This is a genomic window from Streptomyces sp. NPDC001980 (assembly GCF_040296885.1).
Taxonomy (GTDB): domain Bacteria; phylum Actinomycetota; class Actinomycetes; order Streptomycetales; family Streptomycetaceae; genus Streptomyces.
Map to the genome: position 1 here is coordinate 77,666 of NZ_JBEOYD010000017.1, position 13,262 is coordinate 90,927.

At 69.3% G+C, this 13,262-nt stretch carries 11 protein-coding genes; 4 read left to right on the top strand and 7 right to left on the bottom strand.

All coding sequences use genetic code 11. The features are described from left to right. The first annotated feature begins 187 nt into the window (after positions 1-187). Together ABT137_RS25640 and ABT137_RS25645 are read left to right on the top strand one after the other, a co-directional pair. Positions 188-715, top strand: coding sequence for a universal stress protein (locus ABT137_RS25640; protein ID WP_351712723.1), 528 nt, complete (start codon positions 188-190; stop codon positions 713-715). Between the two features lie 154 nt (positions 716-869). Next, on the top strand, positions 870-1,436 hold the full coding sequence (locus ABT137_RS25645) for a GPR1/FUN34/YaaH family transporter (protein ID WP_351712725.1): 567 nt from the start codon (positions 870-872) through the stop codon (positions 1,434-1,436). 124 nt (positions 1,437-1,560) lie between these two features. Here ABT137_RS25645 and glmS read toward each other — a convergent pair whose 3' ends face one another. After that, positions 1,561-3,378 carry a glutamine--fructose-6-phosphate transaminase (isomerizing) gene (gene glmS / locus ABT137_RS25650; protein ID WP_351712727.1) on the bottom strand — a complete coding sequence of 606 codons (1,818 nt, stop codon included), beginning with the start codon at positions 3,376-3,378 and terminating at the stop codon, positions 1,561-1,563. A gap of 30 nt (positions 3,379-3,408) precedes the next feature. Continuing rightward, positions 3,409-3,666 carry a hypothetical protein gene (locus ABT137_RS25655; protein ID WP_351712729.1) on the bottom strand — a complete coding sequence of 86 codons (258 nt, stop codon included), beginning with the start codon at positions 3,664-3,666 and terminating at the stop codon, positions 3,409-3,411. A gap of 165 nt (positions 3,667-3,831) precedes the next feature. Here ABT137_RS25655 and ABT137_RS25660 point away from each other — a divergent pair, with 165 nt between their 5' ends. Continuing rightward, complete coding sequence (locus ABT137_RS25660; RefSeq protein ID WP_351712731.1) at positions 3,832-5,397, top strand: purple acid phosphatase family protein; 1,566 nt, start codon at positions 3,832-3,834, stop codon at positions 5,395-5,397. 68 nt (positions 5,398-5,465) lie between these two features. Here ABT137_RS25660 and ABT137_RS25665 read toward each other — a convergent pair whose 3' ends face one another. Further along, complete coding sequence (locus ABT137_RS25665) at positions 5,466-6,329, bottom strand: DUF4429 domain-containing protein (protein WP_351712733.1); 864 nt, start codon at positions 6,327-6,329, stop codon at positions 5,466-5,468. A gap of 86 nt (positions 6,330-6,415) precedes the next feature. Here ABT137_RS25665 and ABT137_RS25670 point away from each other — a divergent pair, with 86 nt between their 5' ends. Then, positions 6,416-8,044, top strand: coding sequence for a beta-N-acetylhexosaminidase (locus tag ABT137_RS25670; protein ID WP_502984575.1), 1,629 nt, complete (start codon positions 6,416-6,418; stop codon positions 8,042-8,044). 70 nt (positions 8,045-8,114) lie between these two features. On the opposite strand, the gene ABT137_RS25675 is transcribed toward ABT137_RS25670, so the two are convergent. Genes ABT137_RS25675 through desA form a run of 4 tightly spaced genes read right to left on the bottom strand, consistent with a single transcriptional unit; the run spans position 8,115 to position 13,132 of the window. Then, the gene (locus ABT137_RS25675; RefSeq protein ID WP_351712735.1) at positions 8,115-9,884 is read right to left on the bottom strand and encodes an IucA/IucC family protein; all 1,770 of its coding nucleotides are present in this window, start codon (positions 9,882-9,884) and stop codon (positions 8,115-8,117) included. Beyond that, entirely contained in the window at positions 9,881-10,426 is a 546-nt protein-coding gene (locus tag ABT137_RS25680; RefSeq protein ID WP_351712737.1) for a GNAT family N-acetyltransferase, read from the bottom strand. The genes ABT137_RS25675 and ABT137_RS25680 overlap by 4 nt, the downstream gene beginning before the upstream one ends. After that, positions 10,423-11,706 carry a lysine N(6)-hydroxylase/L-ornithine N(5)-oxygenase family protein gene (locus tag ABT137_RS25685; protein WP_351712739.1) on the bottom strand — a complete coding sequence of 428 codons (1,284 nt, stop codon included), beginning with the start codon at positions 11,704-11,706 and terminating at the stop codon, positions 10,423-10,425. The genes ABT137_RS25680 and ABT137_RS25685 overlap by 4 nt, the downstream gene beginning before the upstream one ends. After that, positions 11,690-13,132 (bottom strand): lysine decarboxylase DesA, encoded by a 1,443-nt coding sequence (gene desA / locus ABT137_RS25690; protein WP_351712741.1) that lies wholly within the window; start codon positions 13,130-13,132, stop codon positions 11,690-11,692. Before desA ends, ABT137_RS25685 begins: the two co-directional genes overlap by 17 nt. Between the last annotated feature and the right edge of the window lie 130 nt (positions 13,133-13,262).

Below are 13,262 nucleotides of genomic sequence, written 5' to 3' on the forward strand. Positions count from 1 at the left end.
TCGTGCATGCTCCCTGGAACCCCTAACCGACTCCGGGGAAGGTCCCCTACGGAGAGTGCGCGGGATCTGGGCTGAGGAGGCGTGCCGCCGTACCCTTGGGGGTATGGGGTTGGGAAGATGTTTCCCGGACACAGCTCCGCCGCACACTGTCGGCCCTCCCACAAAGGATCACAACGCCGAGACAGCCATGGCCGGTCACGAATTCTTCGATCCAGCGGACCGCAAGCGGCCGGTCGCCGACCCCACGGCGGCCGATGCGCTGGCGGCGGAAGAGTCACGCCCTTCCTGCGATCCCGCCTTCAAACACGGAGTGGTCGTCGGCTTCGACGGCTCCACCTCCAGTGAGCGCGCCCTCGCCTATGCGATCGGGATGGCACACCGCTCCCGCGCAGGGCTGATCATCGTCCACGTCGCCAACCGACTGCCGACCACCGTGTGGGCCGGCTGCGAGCCACCCGTCTTCGTCGACGTTCCGGACCACCGCACCGAGGTGCTCGGTCTCGAACTCGCCTGCGCCGACTACCTGGCCGAGGTGCCCTGGATCCTCGTCGAGCGCGGCGGTGACATCTGCCACGAACTCGAAGAGGTGGGGCGGGAGTACGAGGCCGACGCGATCGTCGTGGGGTCGACCCACGGGATCGTCGGGCGGATCTTCGGCTCCGTCGCCGGGCGGCTCGCCAAGCGGGCCAAGCGGCCTGTCGTTGTCATTCCGTAACTCCACGTTCCCCCAGGTGAGATGTGGAGTGGGAACGGTCCGGCTCTCTTCGTGCAGGGCCTGAAATTCCTGGCGTGCAGAGGTGTTTGTGCCCTTGTGAAGGGCATATATCGGTCACCGCGCACAACTGCACAAAGCATGAAGGGAGCCCGCCGTGGACAACGACGTCTCTGCGGGAAGCGGAACCACCACCGTGGCCGGCCGACTCGCCCTGGGTATCACCCTGTTGGCGTTCGGACTCGGTACCACCGGTGTCATCGACGACGTCACCACCTCCGACGCCGTGTCAATCGCCCACTACGTGGGCGGAGTCGCCCTCTTCCTCGTCGGCCTGCTGGCCTTCCGTGACCGGGACACCGCGAACGGCACGGGCTATGTGGCCCTCGGCGCCCTCTGGTTCACCTGGGCCGTCTCGTCCGGTGGCCACACCTCGGCCAACGGGGCCGGGCTCTTCCTGCTCCTCTTCGCCCTCGTGGCCCTGTCGTTGACCCTCGCGGGCGGCGACCAGCTCGGACAGGGCATGCACGGACTGCTGTTCCTGGCGATGCTGCTGCTCGCCGTCGCGCAGTTCGCCGACAGCTCGTCACTGACCAAGGTCGGCGGCTGGGTTGCGGTGGCGGCGGGGGCGGTGGCCTGGTACGCCGCGACGGCCGCGCTCGCGCACTGGCCGACGGTGCTGCCGGGGCGGGCTGCCGGTCGGGGGGTGACGGCCCACGGCTGATATGGCAGCCGACGCCGGGGAGTTGGGCGTCCCCGGCGACAAATAGAGCGGACCCCCCCGTGGCTTGGTGGCACACGTGGGGGTCCGTTCGGTTTCGTCGGCCTGCCTGCACAGCCAAACGGTCCTACTCCACCGTCACCGACTTGGCGAGGTTCCTGGGCTTGTCGATGTCGCGGCCCAGGACCTTCGCCGTGTGGTAGGCGAGGAGTTGGAGGGGGATGCCCATCAGGATCGGGTCGAGTTCGTCCTCGTTCTTCGGGACGACGATCGTGCGGTCCGCCTTCTCCTGGTGCTGGTGGGCCACCGCCAGGATCTTGCCGTGGCGGGCCTTGATCTCCTCCAGGGCCGCGCGGTTCTTCTCCAGGAGGTCGTCGTCGGGGACGATCGCCACCGTGGGGAGGGCCGGCTCGATCAGGGCCAGCGGGCCGTGCTTGAGCTCGGACGCCGGGTAGGCCTCCGCATGGATGTAGGAGACCTCCTTGAGCTTCAGGGACGCCTCGCGGGCCACCGGGTAGCCCCGGACGCGGCCGATGAAGAGCATCGAGCGGGCCTCGGCGTACTCCGCGGCCATCTTCTCGATCTCCGCCTCCTGGGCGAGGATCTCCGAGATCTGGGCCGGCAGCTTGCGCAGGCCGTCGATGATCCGCTTGCCGTCGCGGACGGACAGGTCGCGGATACGGCCGAGGTGCAGGGCGAGGAGCGCGAAGGCCACCGTCGTGTTCGTGAAGCACTTCGTCGAGACCACGCAGACCTCGGGACCCGCGTGCACGTACGTGCCGCCGTCCGCCTCCCGCGCGATCGCCGAGCCCACCACGTTCACCACGCCCAGCACCCGCGCGCCCTTGCGCTTCAGCTCCTGGACCGCGGCGAGCACGTCGTACGTCTCACCGGACTGGGAGACCGCGATGTACAGGGTGTCGGGGTCGACCACCGGGTTGCGGTAGCGGAACTCCGACGCCGGCTCGGCGTCGGCCGGGATGCGGGCCAGCTCCTCGATCAGCTGGGCGCCGATCATGCCCGCGTGGTACGACGTGCCGCAGCCGAGGATCTTCACCCGGCGCACGGCACGCGCGTCACGGGCGTCCAGGTTGAGGCCGCCGAGGTGCACGGTGGAGAAGCGGTCGTCGATCCGGCCGCGCAGCACGCGGTCGACCGCGTCGGGCTGCTCGAAGATCTCCTTGTGCATGTAGGTGTCGTGGCCGCCCATGTCGTACGACTCGGCCTCCCACTCCACGGTGGTCGGCTCGGCCGTCGTCCGGGTGCCCTCGGTGGTGTAGGTGCGGAAGTCGTCGGCCTTGAGGGTGGCCATCTCGCCGTCGTCGAGCGTCACTATCTGGCGGGTGTGGGTGACCAGGGCCGCGATGTCCGAGGCGACGAACATCTCCTTGTCGCCGATGCCGAGGACGACCGGGGAGCCGTTGCGGGCGACGACGATCCGCTCGGGGAAGTCGGCGTGCATGACCGCGATGCCGTAAGTGCCCTCGATCAGACGCAGCGCCTGGCGGACCTTCTCCTCCAGGGTCTCCGCCTGGGAGCGGGCGATGAGGTGGGTGAGGACCTCGGTGTCGGTCTCGGAGAGGAACACGACGCCGTCCGCCTCCAGTTTGCGGCGCAGCTCGGCGGCGTTGTCGATGATGCCGTTGTGGACGACGGCGACCTTCTGGTCCGCCGACATGTGCGGGTGGGCGTTCACGTCGGAGGGGGCGCCGTGGGTGGCCCAGCGGGTGTGGGCGATGCCGGTGGTGCCCTTGAAGCGCGCCGGGACCTTGGCCTCCAGGTCGCGGACCCGGCCCTTGGCCTTCACCATCTTCAGACCGGCCGTCTTCGGCGCGGAGACGACGATGCCCGCCGAGTCGTAGCCGCGGTACTCCAGCCGCTGGAGGCCTTCGAGGAGGAGGGGGGCGACGTCGCGCCTACCGATGTATCCGACAATTCCGCACATATATGGGTGTTCCGTATCCCTAAGCCGTAGTCATCCGTAGACCATGCGGCGCAGCTGCCGGAGGGTGAGCTCCGGCGGGGCGACCGCCCTGTACTTCAGATCCGCCGCGATCCGGTCGAAGATCTCCGCGTTGACCAGGCCTTCCGTCTGGAGCTCGCGGTGGCGGCGACGGACGTAGTCTGCGGTCGTCTCGTCGAAGTAGGCGAGCACGTCCTGGATCACCCGCAGCGCCTCGCCCCGGCTCAGGGGCGAGGATCGCGTCAGGTGATCAACGAGTTCGTCGTGCACCCGGTAGATCCTGGGGTACCGGCGCCGGTTTCGCAAGAATCCTGCCCGATTTCGGGCAACAGACTGTTGAATCTCTTATGGGGTGCTGTTCGCAGCCTGTCCATCCTGTGTCTTGCGCCACGTCGCTTGTGGAGACGATTTTCAGACGCCATGGACATTCCTCGTATGGGCGTACCCGATGAGCTCGCCGAGCGCATGAGCATGGCCGAGCAGCACGAGTACCTCCGCGCCAAGTTCTCCCGGCGCTCCATGATCAGAGGCGGCGCCGTGACGCTCGGCGCCGTCACGGGCGGCTCGCTCGTCATGGGCGGCACGGCCCAGGCCGCCGTCCCCACCCAGTCCTCCGCCCCCGCCACCCAGTACGTCGACGGCGCCTACGTGGCGCCGTTCGGCCGCCACCTGGCCTACGGCACCGACGCCAGCACGGAGATGACGATCTCCTGGCAGGTCCCGGTCGCGGTCAAGAAGCCCTTCGTCCGCATCGGCACCCACGCCTCGCACCTCTCGGTCAAGATCGACGCCGAGATCCGCACCCTGTACACCCCGGCCGGTATCGGCGCCAGCGGCGACCACACCCAGTACTACGTGCACGCCAAGCTGGCCAACCTCAAGCCCGGCCGCACCTACTTCTACGGCGTCGGCCACGAGGGCTTCGACCCGGCCTCGCCGCAGTTCGCCAGCACCATCGGCACCTTCACCACCGCGCCCTCGCACAAGGAGCCGTTCACCTTCACGGCCTTCGGCGACCAGGGTGTCAGCTACCACGGCCTGGCCAACGACAGCCTGATCCTCGGCCAGAACCCCAGCTTCCACCTGCACGCCGGCGACATCGCCTACGCCGACCCGGCCGGCGCCGGCAAGACCGCCGACACCGGCTTCGACTCCCGCGTGTGGGACCAGTTCCTGGCCCAGACCGAGTCGGTCGCCAAGTCCGTGCCGTGGATGGTGTCGTACGGCAACCACGACATGGAGGCCTGGTACTCGCCGAACGGCTACGGCGGCGAGGAGGCCCGCTTCTCCCTGCCCGACAACGGGCCGGACAAGAAGAACCTGCCGGGCGTCTACTCCTTCGTCCACGGCAACACGGCGATCATCTCGCTCGACCCGAACGACGTCTCCTTCGAGATCCCGGCGAACCTTGGCATCTCTGGCGGCACCCAGACCAAGTGGTTCGAGGCGCAGCTGAAGAAGTTCCGCGCCTCGAAGGACATCGACTTCATCGTCGTGTTCTTCCACCACTGCGCCTACTGCACCTCCACGGCGCACGCCTCGGAGGGGGGCGTGCGACAGGAGTGGGTGCCGCTGTTCGAGAAGTACACGGTGGACCTGGTCATCAACGGCCACAACCACCAGTACGAGCGCACCGACGTCATCAAGGGCAACACCGTCGTCAAGAAGCTCCCGATCGGCGAGACGGCCTACTCCGAGACCGAGGGTGTCGTCTACGTCACCGCGGGCGCGGCCGGCCGCAGCCTCTACGCGTTCACCGCCCCGGACTCCTACGAGGGCCACCTGAACGAGGTCGACTCCGTCGCCTCCTTCATCAACACCAAGGACGGCAAGGTCAACGAGACCGTCGCCTGGTCCCGGGTGCGTTACCTCAACTACTCCTTCCTGCGCGTCGACGTCGAGCCCGCACCGCGCGGCCAGTACGCCAAGCTGAAGGTGTCGGGCATCGCCGAGACCGGCGACCGCATCGACCACTTCACCGTGGCCCGCAAGGCCAAGTAAGGCCCAGTAAGACCAAGTAGCACCGCCGTGCGCCGGAAGGCAGGGCGCAGGGCACCCGCAGGCGGTCCTCACAAGCGTTTGAGGACCGCCTGTTTGGCCCTCGTGAACTCCTCGTCCGTGAGCACCCCCGCGCGGTGCAGCTCACCCAGTTCGCGGAGCCGCCGCAGCAGCGCGTCGTGATCGGCCCCGGCCGCCGCCTCCGGCTCCTGGGACGCCTCCGCCGCGTCGGCCGCCGACGGATGCGGCAGCCGCGCCTGCACCGCCGCCGCGACCAGCGCCATCAGCGGATCCCGCTTGAACCCCCACAACTCCAGCGCGTTCGGGTCGTACTTGGCCCGGACCTCGACCGGCGCACCGCGCACCCGGAACCGCAGATGGCCGTTCTCCAGCCCGGCGGACGGCTGCCACTCCACGCCGAGGATGTCCGCCAGGGCGAGTGTGCGCGGACCCGCGGCGGCCTTGACGTCCTCCGTCTTCCAGTTCCACTCCAGCTGGACCCGCTCCCCGTCGAACGACGCCGTGCCGTCCCCGGCGGAGACCGACAGCGGCAGCGGCGGCCCCGGCAGCAGGAACTCGCCCACCGGCGTGCCCGGCACCTCTTCGAGGAGCAGCGCGTCGCGCACCTCGTCCGTGAAGTACTCGGCGACCCCGTACCGGTCCGACTCGACGGTCAGCCGATAGGGGTCGTGGGGTTCGGCAAGGCGGCCGCCGGTGGCGTGCAGCAGCGGATCGGCGCCGTCCCGCAGCCGCAGTCTCAGCCGCCCCTGCTTGCGGCCCTGCTCGAACGAGATCCCCGCCAACGCGCCCAGCGGCACGACCAGTTCACCCAGCACCCGGCGCAGCACACCGACGTTCCGGTCCCGTCCGGGAGTCAGCCGCAGGGCGTCTCCGTCGAAGACCCAGATGCCGTCCTTCTGGATGATTTCCGCCATGCGGGGATTGTTCCACCGGAAGTGCGGGAGAGTGGTCTCGACCAATCCTGGTTCGGTCTCACCCCCCCCCGCTGAAGGGAGCGCATGTGCGAACGCACCGCAGAACGACTCCCCGAACTCTCCGAACGTCCCGAACTCCCCGTCTGGCCCGCGTCCTTGGATCCCTGCTGCTCGTCGCGGCGGCCGGTGCCTTCACGGTCGGCGCCACCCCGGCGTCCCCCGCGACCGCGCCCACCCCGCTCGGCCAGGTCGTCCCGGCGCCCGCGTCGGTCACGCCCGGCGGAGCGCCGTACCGCATCACCCGGGACACCGCCATCCGCGTCGACGGCTCCGGGGAGGCCCGCCGGGTCGCCGGGTACCTCGCGGACCTGCTGCGCCCGTCGACCGGCTACCGGCTGCCCCTGACCACCCACGGCACCGCGGGCATCCGGCTGCGCCTGGCCCCCGGCCCGTTCGGCGCCGAGGGCTACCGGCTCGACAGCGGCCGCGACGGCGTCACCGTCACCGCCGCCGAGCCCGCCGGCCTCTTCCACGGCGTCCAGACCCTGCGCCAGCTGCTCCCCGCGGCCGTCGAGAAGGACACCGTGCAGCCCGGCCCCTGGCTGGTCGCCGGCGGCACCGTCGCCGACCGCCCCCGCTACGCCTACCGCGGCGCGATGCTCGACGTCTCCCGGCACTTCTTCACCGTGGCCCAGGTCAAGCGCTACATCGACCAGCTGGCCCTCTACAAGATCAACGAGCTGCATCTGCACCTCAGCGACGACCAGGGCTGGCGCATCGCGATCGACTCCTGGCCGCGGCTGGCGAGCTACGGCGGCTCGACCCAGGTCGGCGGCGGCCCGGGCGGTCACTACACCAAGGCCCAGTACGAGGAGATCGTCCGGTACGCGGCCTCCCGCTACCTGGAGGTCGTCCCCGAGATCGACATGCCAGGGCACACCAACGCCGCCCTCGCCTCCTACGCCGACCTCAACTGCGACGGCACCGCACCGCCGCTGTACACGGGCACGGAGGTCGGCTTCAGCTCGCTGTGCGCCGGAAAGCAGGTGACGTACGACTTCGCCGACGACGTCATCCGCGAACTGGCCGCCCTCACCCCCGGCCGCTATCTCCACATCGGCGGCGACGAGGCGCACTCCACCAGCCACGAGGACTACGTCACGTTCATGGACCGGGTGCAGCCGATCGTCGCGAAGTACGGCAAGACGGTGATCGGCTGGCACCAGCTGACCGGCGCCCACCCGGCGCCCGGGGCCCTCGCCCAGTACTGGGGCCTGGACGACACGAGCGCCGACGAGAAGGCCCAGGTGGTCAGAGCCGCCCGGAGCGGCACCGGGCTGATCCTCTCGCCCGCCGACCGGGTGTACCTGGACATGAAGTACACCGAGGACACCCCGCTGGGCCAGGACTGGGCGGGCCTGGTGGAGGTGCGGCGGTCGTACGACTGGGACCCGGGCGAGTACCTCGCCGGCGCCCCCGGTTCGGCCGTCAGGGGCGTCGAGGCGCCGCTGTGGACGGAGACCATCGTGACGAACGCCGACATCGACTACATGGCCTTCCCACGGCTGCCGGGCGTGGCGGAGCTCGGCTGGTCCCCGGCCGCCACCCACTCCTGGGACGCCTACAAGGTGCGGCTCGCCGCGCAGGCCCCGCGCTGGGACGCCCTCGGCATCGCCTACTACCGCTCGCCGCAGGTGCCCTGGCCCGCGCACTAGGGTGAAACCAGGGTGAAACGACCGACGGGCTCCCCCGAGGACCGTACTCGGGGGAGCCCGTCCGCCCGGATCAGAACCCCGCGACGGGATTTTTCAGGGTTCCGACCAGCTGGAGGGCGCCCGAGGGGTCCGCCAGGTCCACCATCTGCCGGTTGTCGCGCAGCTGGAGCCGGTTGAGGCAGGACAGCGCGAACTCGGGCGCGAACATGTCGTACTGCGCGAACTTGTCGGCGAGTTCGGGCGCCGACTCCTGGTACTCACGGGTGACCTCGGCGACCGTCCGCCAGAAGTCGTCCTCCGTCAGGACCCCCTCGGTCGCGAGGTTCGCGGCGAGGAAGCGGAAGAAGCAGTCGAAGACGTCCGTGAAGATGGAGAGCAGCTTCTTGTCCTCGGGGACCTCGACGCGCAGCCGCTCGACCGTCGGCGGCAGCACCGCGTCCGGGTCCATGACCGCGATCTCCTCGGCGATGTCCTTGTAGACCGCCCGCCGCACCACACCGTCCTCCAGGACCAGGATGACGTTCTCGCCGTGCGGCATGAACACCAGGTCGTAGGCGTAGAAGCTGTGCAGGAGGGGCGTGAAGTAGGCCCGGAGGTAGGCGCGCAGCCACTCCCGCGCCGGCAGCCCGCTCCGCTCGACCAGCGCGGCCGCGAAGGAGGCGCCCTCGTGGTCCACGTGCAGCAGGGAGGCCATGGTCGCGAGCGACTCGCCCTCCCGGAGGGACGGCACCGGGCTCTCCCGCCACAGCGCGGCCAGCATCTTCCGGTACGGCGAGTAGCGGTCGGTCGCCTTCTCGTACTCCAGGTGCCGGTAGCCGACGGCCGCCCGCTCCCGGATGATCGACAGGCCGGTGGACTTGAGCACCGGGTCGTTGTCGATGAGCTGGGCCAGCCAGTCGTTGATGGCCGGGGTGGCCTCCATGTAGGCGGCGGAAAGCCCGCGCATGAAGCCCATGTTGAGGACCGAGAGAGCGGTCTTGACGTAGTGCTTCTCCGGGTGCGAGCTGTTGAAGAAGGTCCGGATGGACTGCTGGGCCAGGTATTCGTCGTCGCCCTCGCCCAGGCACACCAGGTGGCCGCGGGCGACCTCGGCGGCGAAGGTGACGGTGAGCTTGTTCCACCACTGCCAGGGGTGGACCGGGATGAGGAGGTAGTCGGCGGGGTCCAGACCCCGGTCGCGCAGGACGCCGTCGAAGCGCTCGACGGTCGCCGTGCCCAACTCGTCCCGTACGAAGGACTCGTACTCGATGCCGACCCCCGCCGTGAACGCGGCCCGCGACCGGTGGGCCGCCAGCCACACCAGCCGGACCGGGCTCGCGGTCTCCGGGGCGTACGACAGGTACTCGTGGACGCCGAAGCCGAGCCGCCCGTTGTTGGCGACGAAGCAGGGGTGGCCCTCGGTCATCCCGGTCTCGATCGCCTGGAAGCCGGCGCGGACGAGCTCGGCGACGGGGATCTGCGGCTTGGTGAGCTTGTAGCAGGTGCCGGAGAGGGTGGAGGAGATCTCCTCCAGGTAGACCGGCAGGACCTCGTCGCCGAGCCCCAGGGCGTCCTTCAGCTCGATGAAGAAGTCCAGGGCGGCGAGCGGGAGTTCGGCGCCGTCCCGGGTACGGGTGATCGAGTCGGCGTCCACCTGCCAGTGGTCCAGGGCGCGGCGGACGGCGGTGAAGCGGTAGCGGGTGAGCCCGTCGTCGCTGCGGACGACGTAACCGGCCCCTTCCTCCTCCGGGGTGATCAGGCGCTCGTGGGCGAACTCCGCAAGGGCCTTGCGTATGAGGAGCCGGTTGGCCTTCTCCCAGCGCTCGGGGGAGAGGTGGGCCACGGAGTCGGCGAGGGTCATACGGCGGCCACCGCCCGCTCGAACCGCTCCCGGGTGCAGTAGCTCAGCAACGCCTTCTTCTCCGGCTTCTGGATCTCCCGTACGGGCACGAACCCGACGGCCTCGTTCAGTGCGTGCACGGCCTTGTTGCCGACGTCCGGCTCGACGACGATCCGGCGGGTCGCCGGGTTCTCGAAGAGGTGGGCGACCACGGCGGTGATGACGGCCTTCGTGAAGCCGTGCACGGGGGTGTCGGTGGCGGGGGTGAGGAAGTGCATCCCGACGTCGCCGGGTTCGGGCTCGTAGAGCCCGACCAGCTCGCGGTGGGCCGGGTCGTAGTACTCCATGAGGAAGGCCGGCTCGCCGTCCTCGCCGAGGCCGAGGAGCGCGTGGTGGTGTTCGTCGGCCGCGATCTCCATGTACGCCCGCTCGACGTCCTCCGGCCGGGCGTCCTGCATCATCCAGTAGGCCGCCTTGGGGTGGGTGACCCAGCGGTGCAGCAGCTCGGCGTCCTTGAGGGGGTCGAGGGGACGGAAGGTGAAGGCCATCGTCATCGTGCTCATACCGCGAACTCCTGGAAGGCGATCGTCTTCTCCACCGGGTAGTACTCCGAGCCGAGCAGCTCGCGGATGATGTACGCGTTCCGGTAGGGGCCCATGCCCAGGTCGGGGCTGGTGATGCTGTGGGTGTGGACGCCGGCGTTCTGCAGGAAGACGCCCCGGCCGGTGACGTCGATCGCGTAGTTGCGGGCCACGTCGAAGTTGCCGTGCGTGTCGTAGCGCAGCCGGTCGTGGACGGGCCTGAGGAACTCGGGCTCGGCGTACCGGTAGCCGGTGGCCAGGACCAGGCCCTGGGTCTCGATCTCGTACTCCTTGCCCTGCTCCTCCTGGCGGAGGGAGAGGGTGTACGTGCCGTTGTCGTAGGCGGCCGCGGTCAAGGCGGAGTTGGTGAGCAGTCTGGTCGGCACCGGGCCGCCGAGGTTCTTCTGGTAGAGCAGGTCGAAGATCTCGTTGATCAGGTCGCCGTCGATGCCCTTGAAGAGGCTCTTCTGCTCGGCGGTGAGCCGGTAGCGGGTCGCCTCGGGCAGGGCGTGGTAGTAGTCGATGTACTCGGGGCTGGTCATCTCCAGCGTGAGCTTGGTGTATTCGAGGGGGAAGAAGCGGGGGGAGCGGGTCACCCAGTTCAGGCGGTAGCCGTGGACGTCGATCTCGCTGAGCAGGTCGTAGTAGATCTCGGCGGCGGACTGGCCGCTGCCGACCAGCGTGATCGACTCCTTGGACTGGAGTTCCTGCTTGTGCCGCAGGTAACGCGAGTTGTGGATGAAGTCGCCGCCCAGGCCCCGGCAGGCCTCGGGGATGTGGGGCGGGGTGCCGGTGCCGAGGACCAGGTGACGGGCGCGGTAGGTCTCGCCGGCGGCCGTCGTGACGACGTAGACCTCGTCCGTGTCGTCGTACCGGACCTCCGTCACCGTCGTGCCGAAGCGGACGTTGGTCAGCCTGTTCGCGGCCCACCGGCAGTAGTCGTCGTACTCCACCCGCAGCGGATAGAAGTTCTCGCGGATGTAGAACGGGTACAGCCGGCCCTTCTCCTTCAGGTAGTTGAGGAAGGAGTACGGCGAGGTGGGGTCGGCCAGGGTGACCAGGTCCGACATGAACGGGGTCTGGAGGTGGGCGCCGTCCAGGAACATGCCGGCGTGCCACTCGAAGTCGGGCTTCGAGTCGAGGAAGACGCCGTCCAGTCCGGCGATCGGCTCGGTGAGGCAGGCGAGGCCGAGGTTGAAGGGCCCGAGCCCGATCCCCACGAAGTCATAGGTTTTGGTCGGGTGTTCAGGACGCGCGGTCAAGGGACTCTCCCAGGTACTGCTCGGCGTGGCCGGCGATCAGGTCGAGGACGGCGGCGATGTCGGCCGTCGTGGTCTCGGGGTTGAGCAGGGTGAACTTCAGGTAGTGGCGGCCGCCGACCTTGGTGCCCGCGACCACCGCGTCGCCGGAGGCGAACAGGGCCTTGCGGGCGTAGAGGTTGGCGCGGTCGATCTCGGCCGGGTCGGTGACGGCCGCCGGGATGTAACGGAAGACGAGGGTGGACAGGGACGGCTCGACGACGACGTCGTAGCGCGGGTCGGCCACGAGGAGCTTCCAGCCCTCCTCCGCCAGCTCGCAGACCTCGTCGAAGAGCTCGCCGATGCCGTCGGCGCCCATGGTGCGCAGGGTCATCCACAGCTTGAGGGCGTCGAAGCGGCGGGTGGTCTGGAGGGACTTGTCGACCTGGTTGGGGATGCGTTCGGTGACCATGCGGCGGGGGTTGAGGTAGTCCGCGTGATATGTGACATGGCACAGGGTCGACCCGTCCCGGACCAGCACCGCGGACGAACTCACCGGCTGGAAGAAGGACTTGTGGTAGTCCACGGTGACCGAGTCGGCGCGCTCGATGCCGGCGAGCCGGTCCCGGTGCTTCAGGGAGGCGAGCAGCCCGCAGCCGTAGGCCGCGTCGACGTGCATCCACACGCCGTACTGCTCGCACAGCTCGGCGATCCCCGGCAGCGGGTCGATGGAGCCGAAGTCGGTGGTGCCGGCGGTGGCGACGACCGCCATGGGTACCAGGCCGTCCTCCGTGCAGCGCTCCAGCTCGCGGGCGAGGGCGACGGTCTGCATCCGCTTGTCGGCGCCGACGGGGACGGAGACCACCGCGTCCGGGCCGAGGCCGAGCAGTTTCGCCGACTTCCTCACGCTGAAGTGGCTGACCTCGGAGGCGAAGATGCGCAGTTTGGCGAGCGAGTCGGTCTTCGACTCCTCCCGCGCCAGCAGCAGCGCCTGGAGGTTGGACTGGGTGCCGCCGGAGGTGAACACGCCGTCGGCGGCCGGGCCGAGGCCGATCCGCTCGGCCGTCCAGTCGATCAGTTTCCGCTCGATGAGGGTGCCGCCGGCCGACTGGTCCCAGGTGTCCAGGGAGGAGTTGACGGCGGAGAGCACCGCCTCGCCGAGCACCGCCGGGATGACCACCGGGCAGTTGAGGTGGGCGAGGTAGCGGGGGTGGTGGAAGTAGACGGCGTCCCGGAGGTAGACGTCCTCCAACTCGTCGAGGACCGCGGTGGTGTCGTGCAGCGGCCGGTCGAGGTCGATGCCGTCGATGCGGGGGGAGAGGGTGTCGACGGTGACGCCGGTGAACGGACGGTCGGTGGTGGCGAGTTTGGCCGCCACCCGCTCTACTCCTTCGGTCACGGAGCGGCGGTACTGCTCCGCGGTGAGGTCATTGAGCAGGTGCGAGCGCATGAGGGGGGCCTCCGGGACGTTCCGTGCGGGGGAGGGGAGCGATCGGCTCCACTTAGGTTAGCCTAACCTAAGTAACGCGAGTGAAACGCTGCCCCTCCCGTGACAGCCGTCACGTCGGCGGCCGTAACTG

Bases quoted from the DNA above. Each gene is read 5' to 3' on its own strand.
- ABT137_RS25640 (WP_351712723.1), top strand. From the start codon at position 188: ATGGCCGGTCACGAATTCTTCGATCCAGCGGACCGCAAGCGGCCGGTC.
- glmS (WP_351712727.1), bottom strand. From the start codon at position 3,378: ATGTGCGGAATTGTCGGATACATCGGTAGGCGCGACGTCGCCCCCCTC.
- ABT137_RS25660 (WP_351712731.1), top strand. From the start codon at position 3,832: ATGGGCGTACCCGATGAGCTCGCCGAGCGCATGAGCATGGCCGAGCAG.
- ABT137_RS25665 (WP_351712733.1), bottom strand. From the start codon at position 6,329: ATGGCGGAAATCATCCAGAAGGACGGCATCTGGGTCTTCGACGGAGAC.
- ABT137_RS25675 (WP_351712735.1), bottom strand. From the start codon at position 9,884: ATGACCCTCGCCGACTCCGTGGCCCACCTCTCCCCCGAGCGCTGGGAG.
- ABT137_RS25680 (WP_351712737.1), bottom strand. From the start codon at position 10,426: ATGAGCACGATGACGATGGCCTTCACCTTCCGTCCCCTCGACCCCCTC.
- desA (WP_351712741.1), bottom strand. From the start codon at position 13,132: ATGCGCTCGCACCTGCTCAATGACCTCACCGCGGAGCAGTACCGCCGC.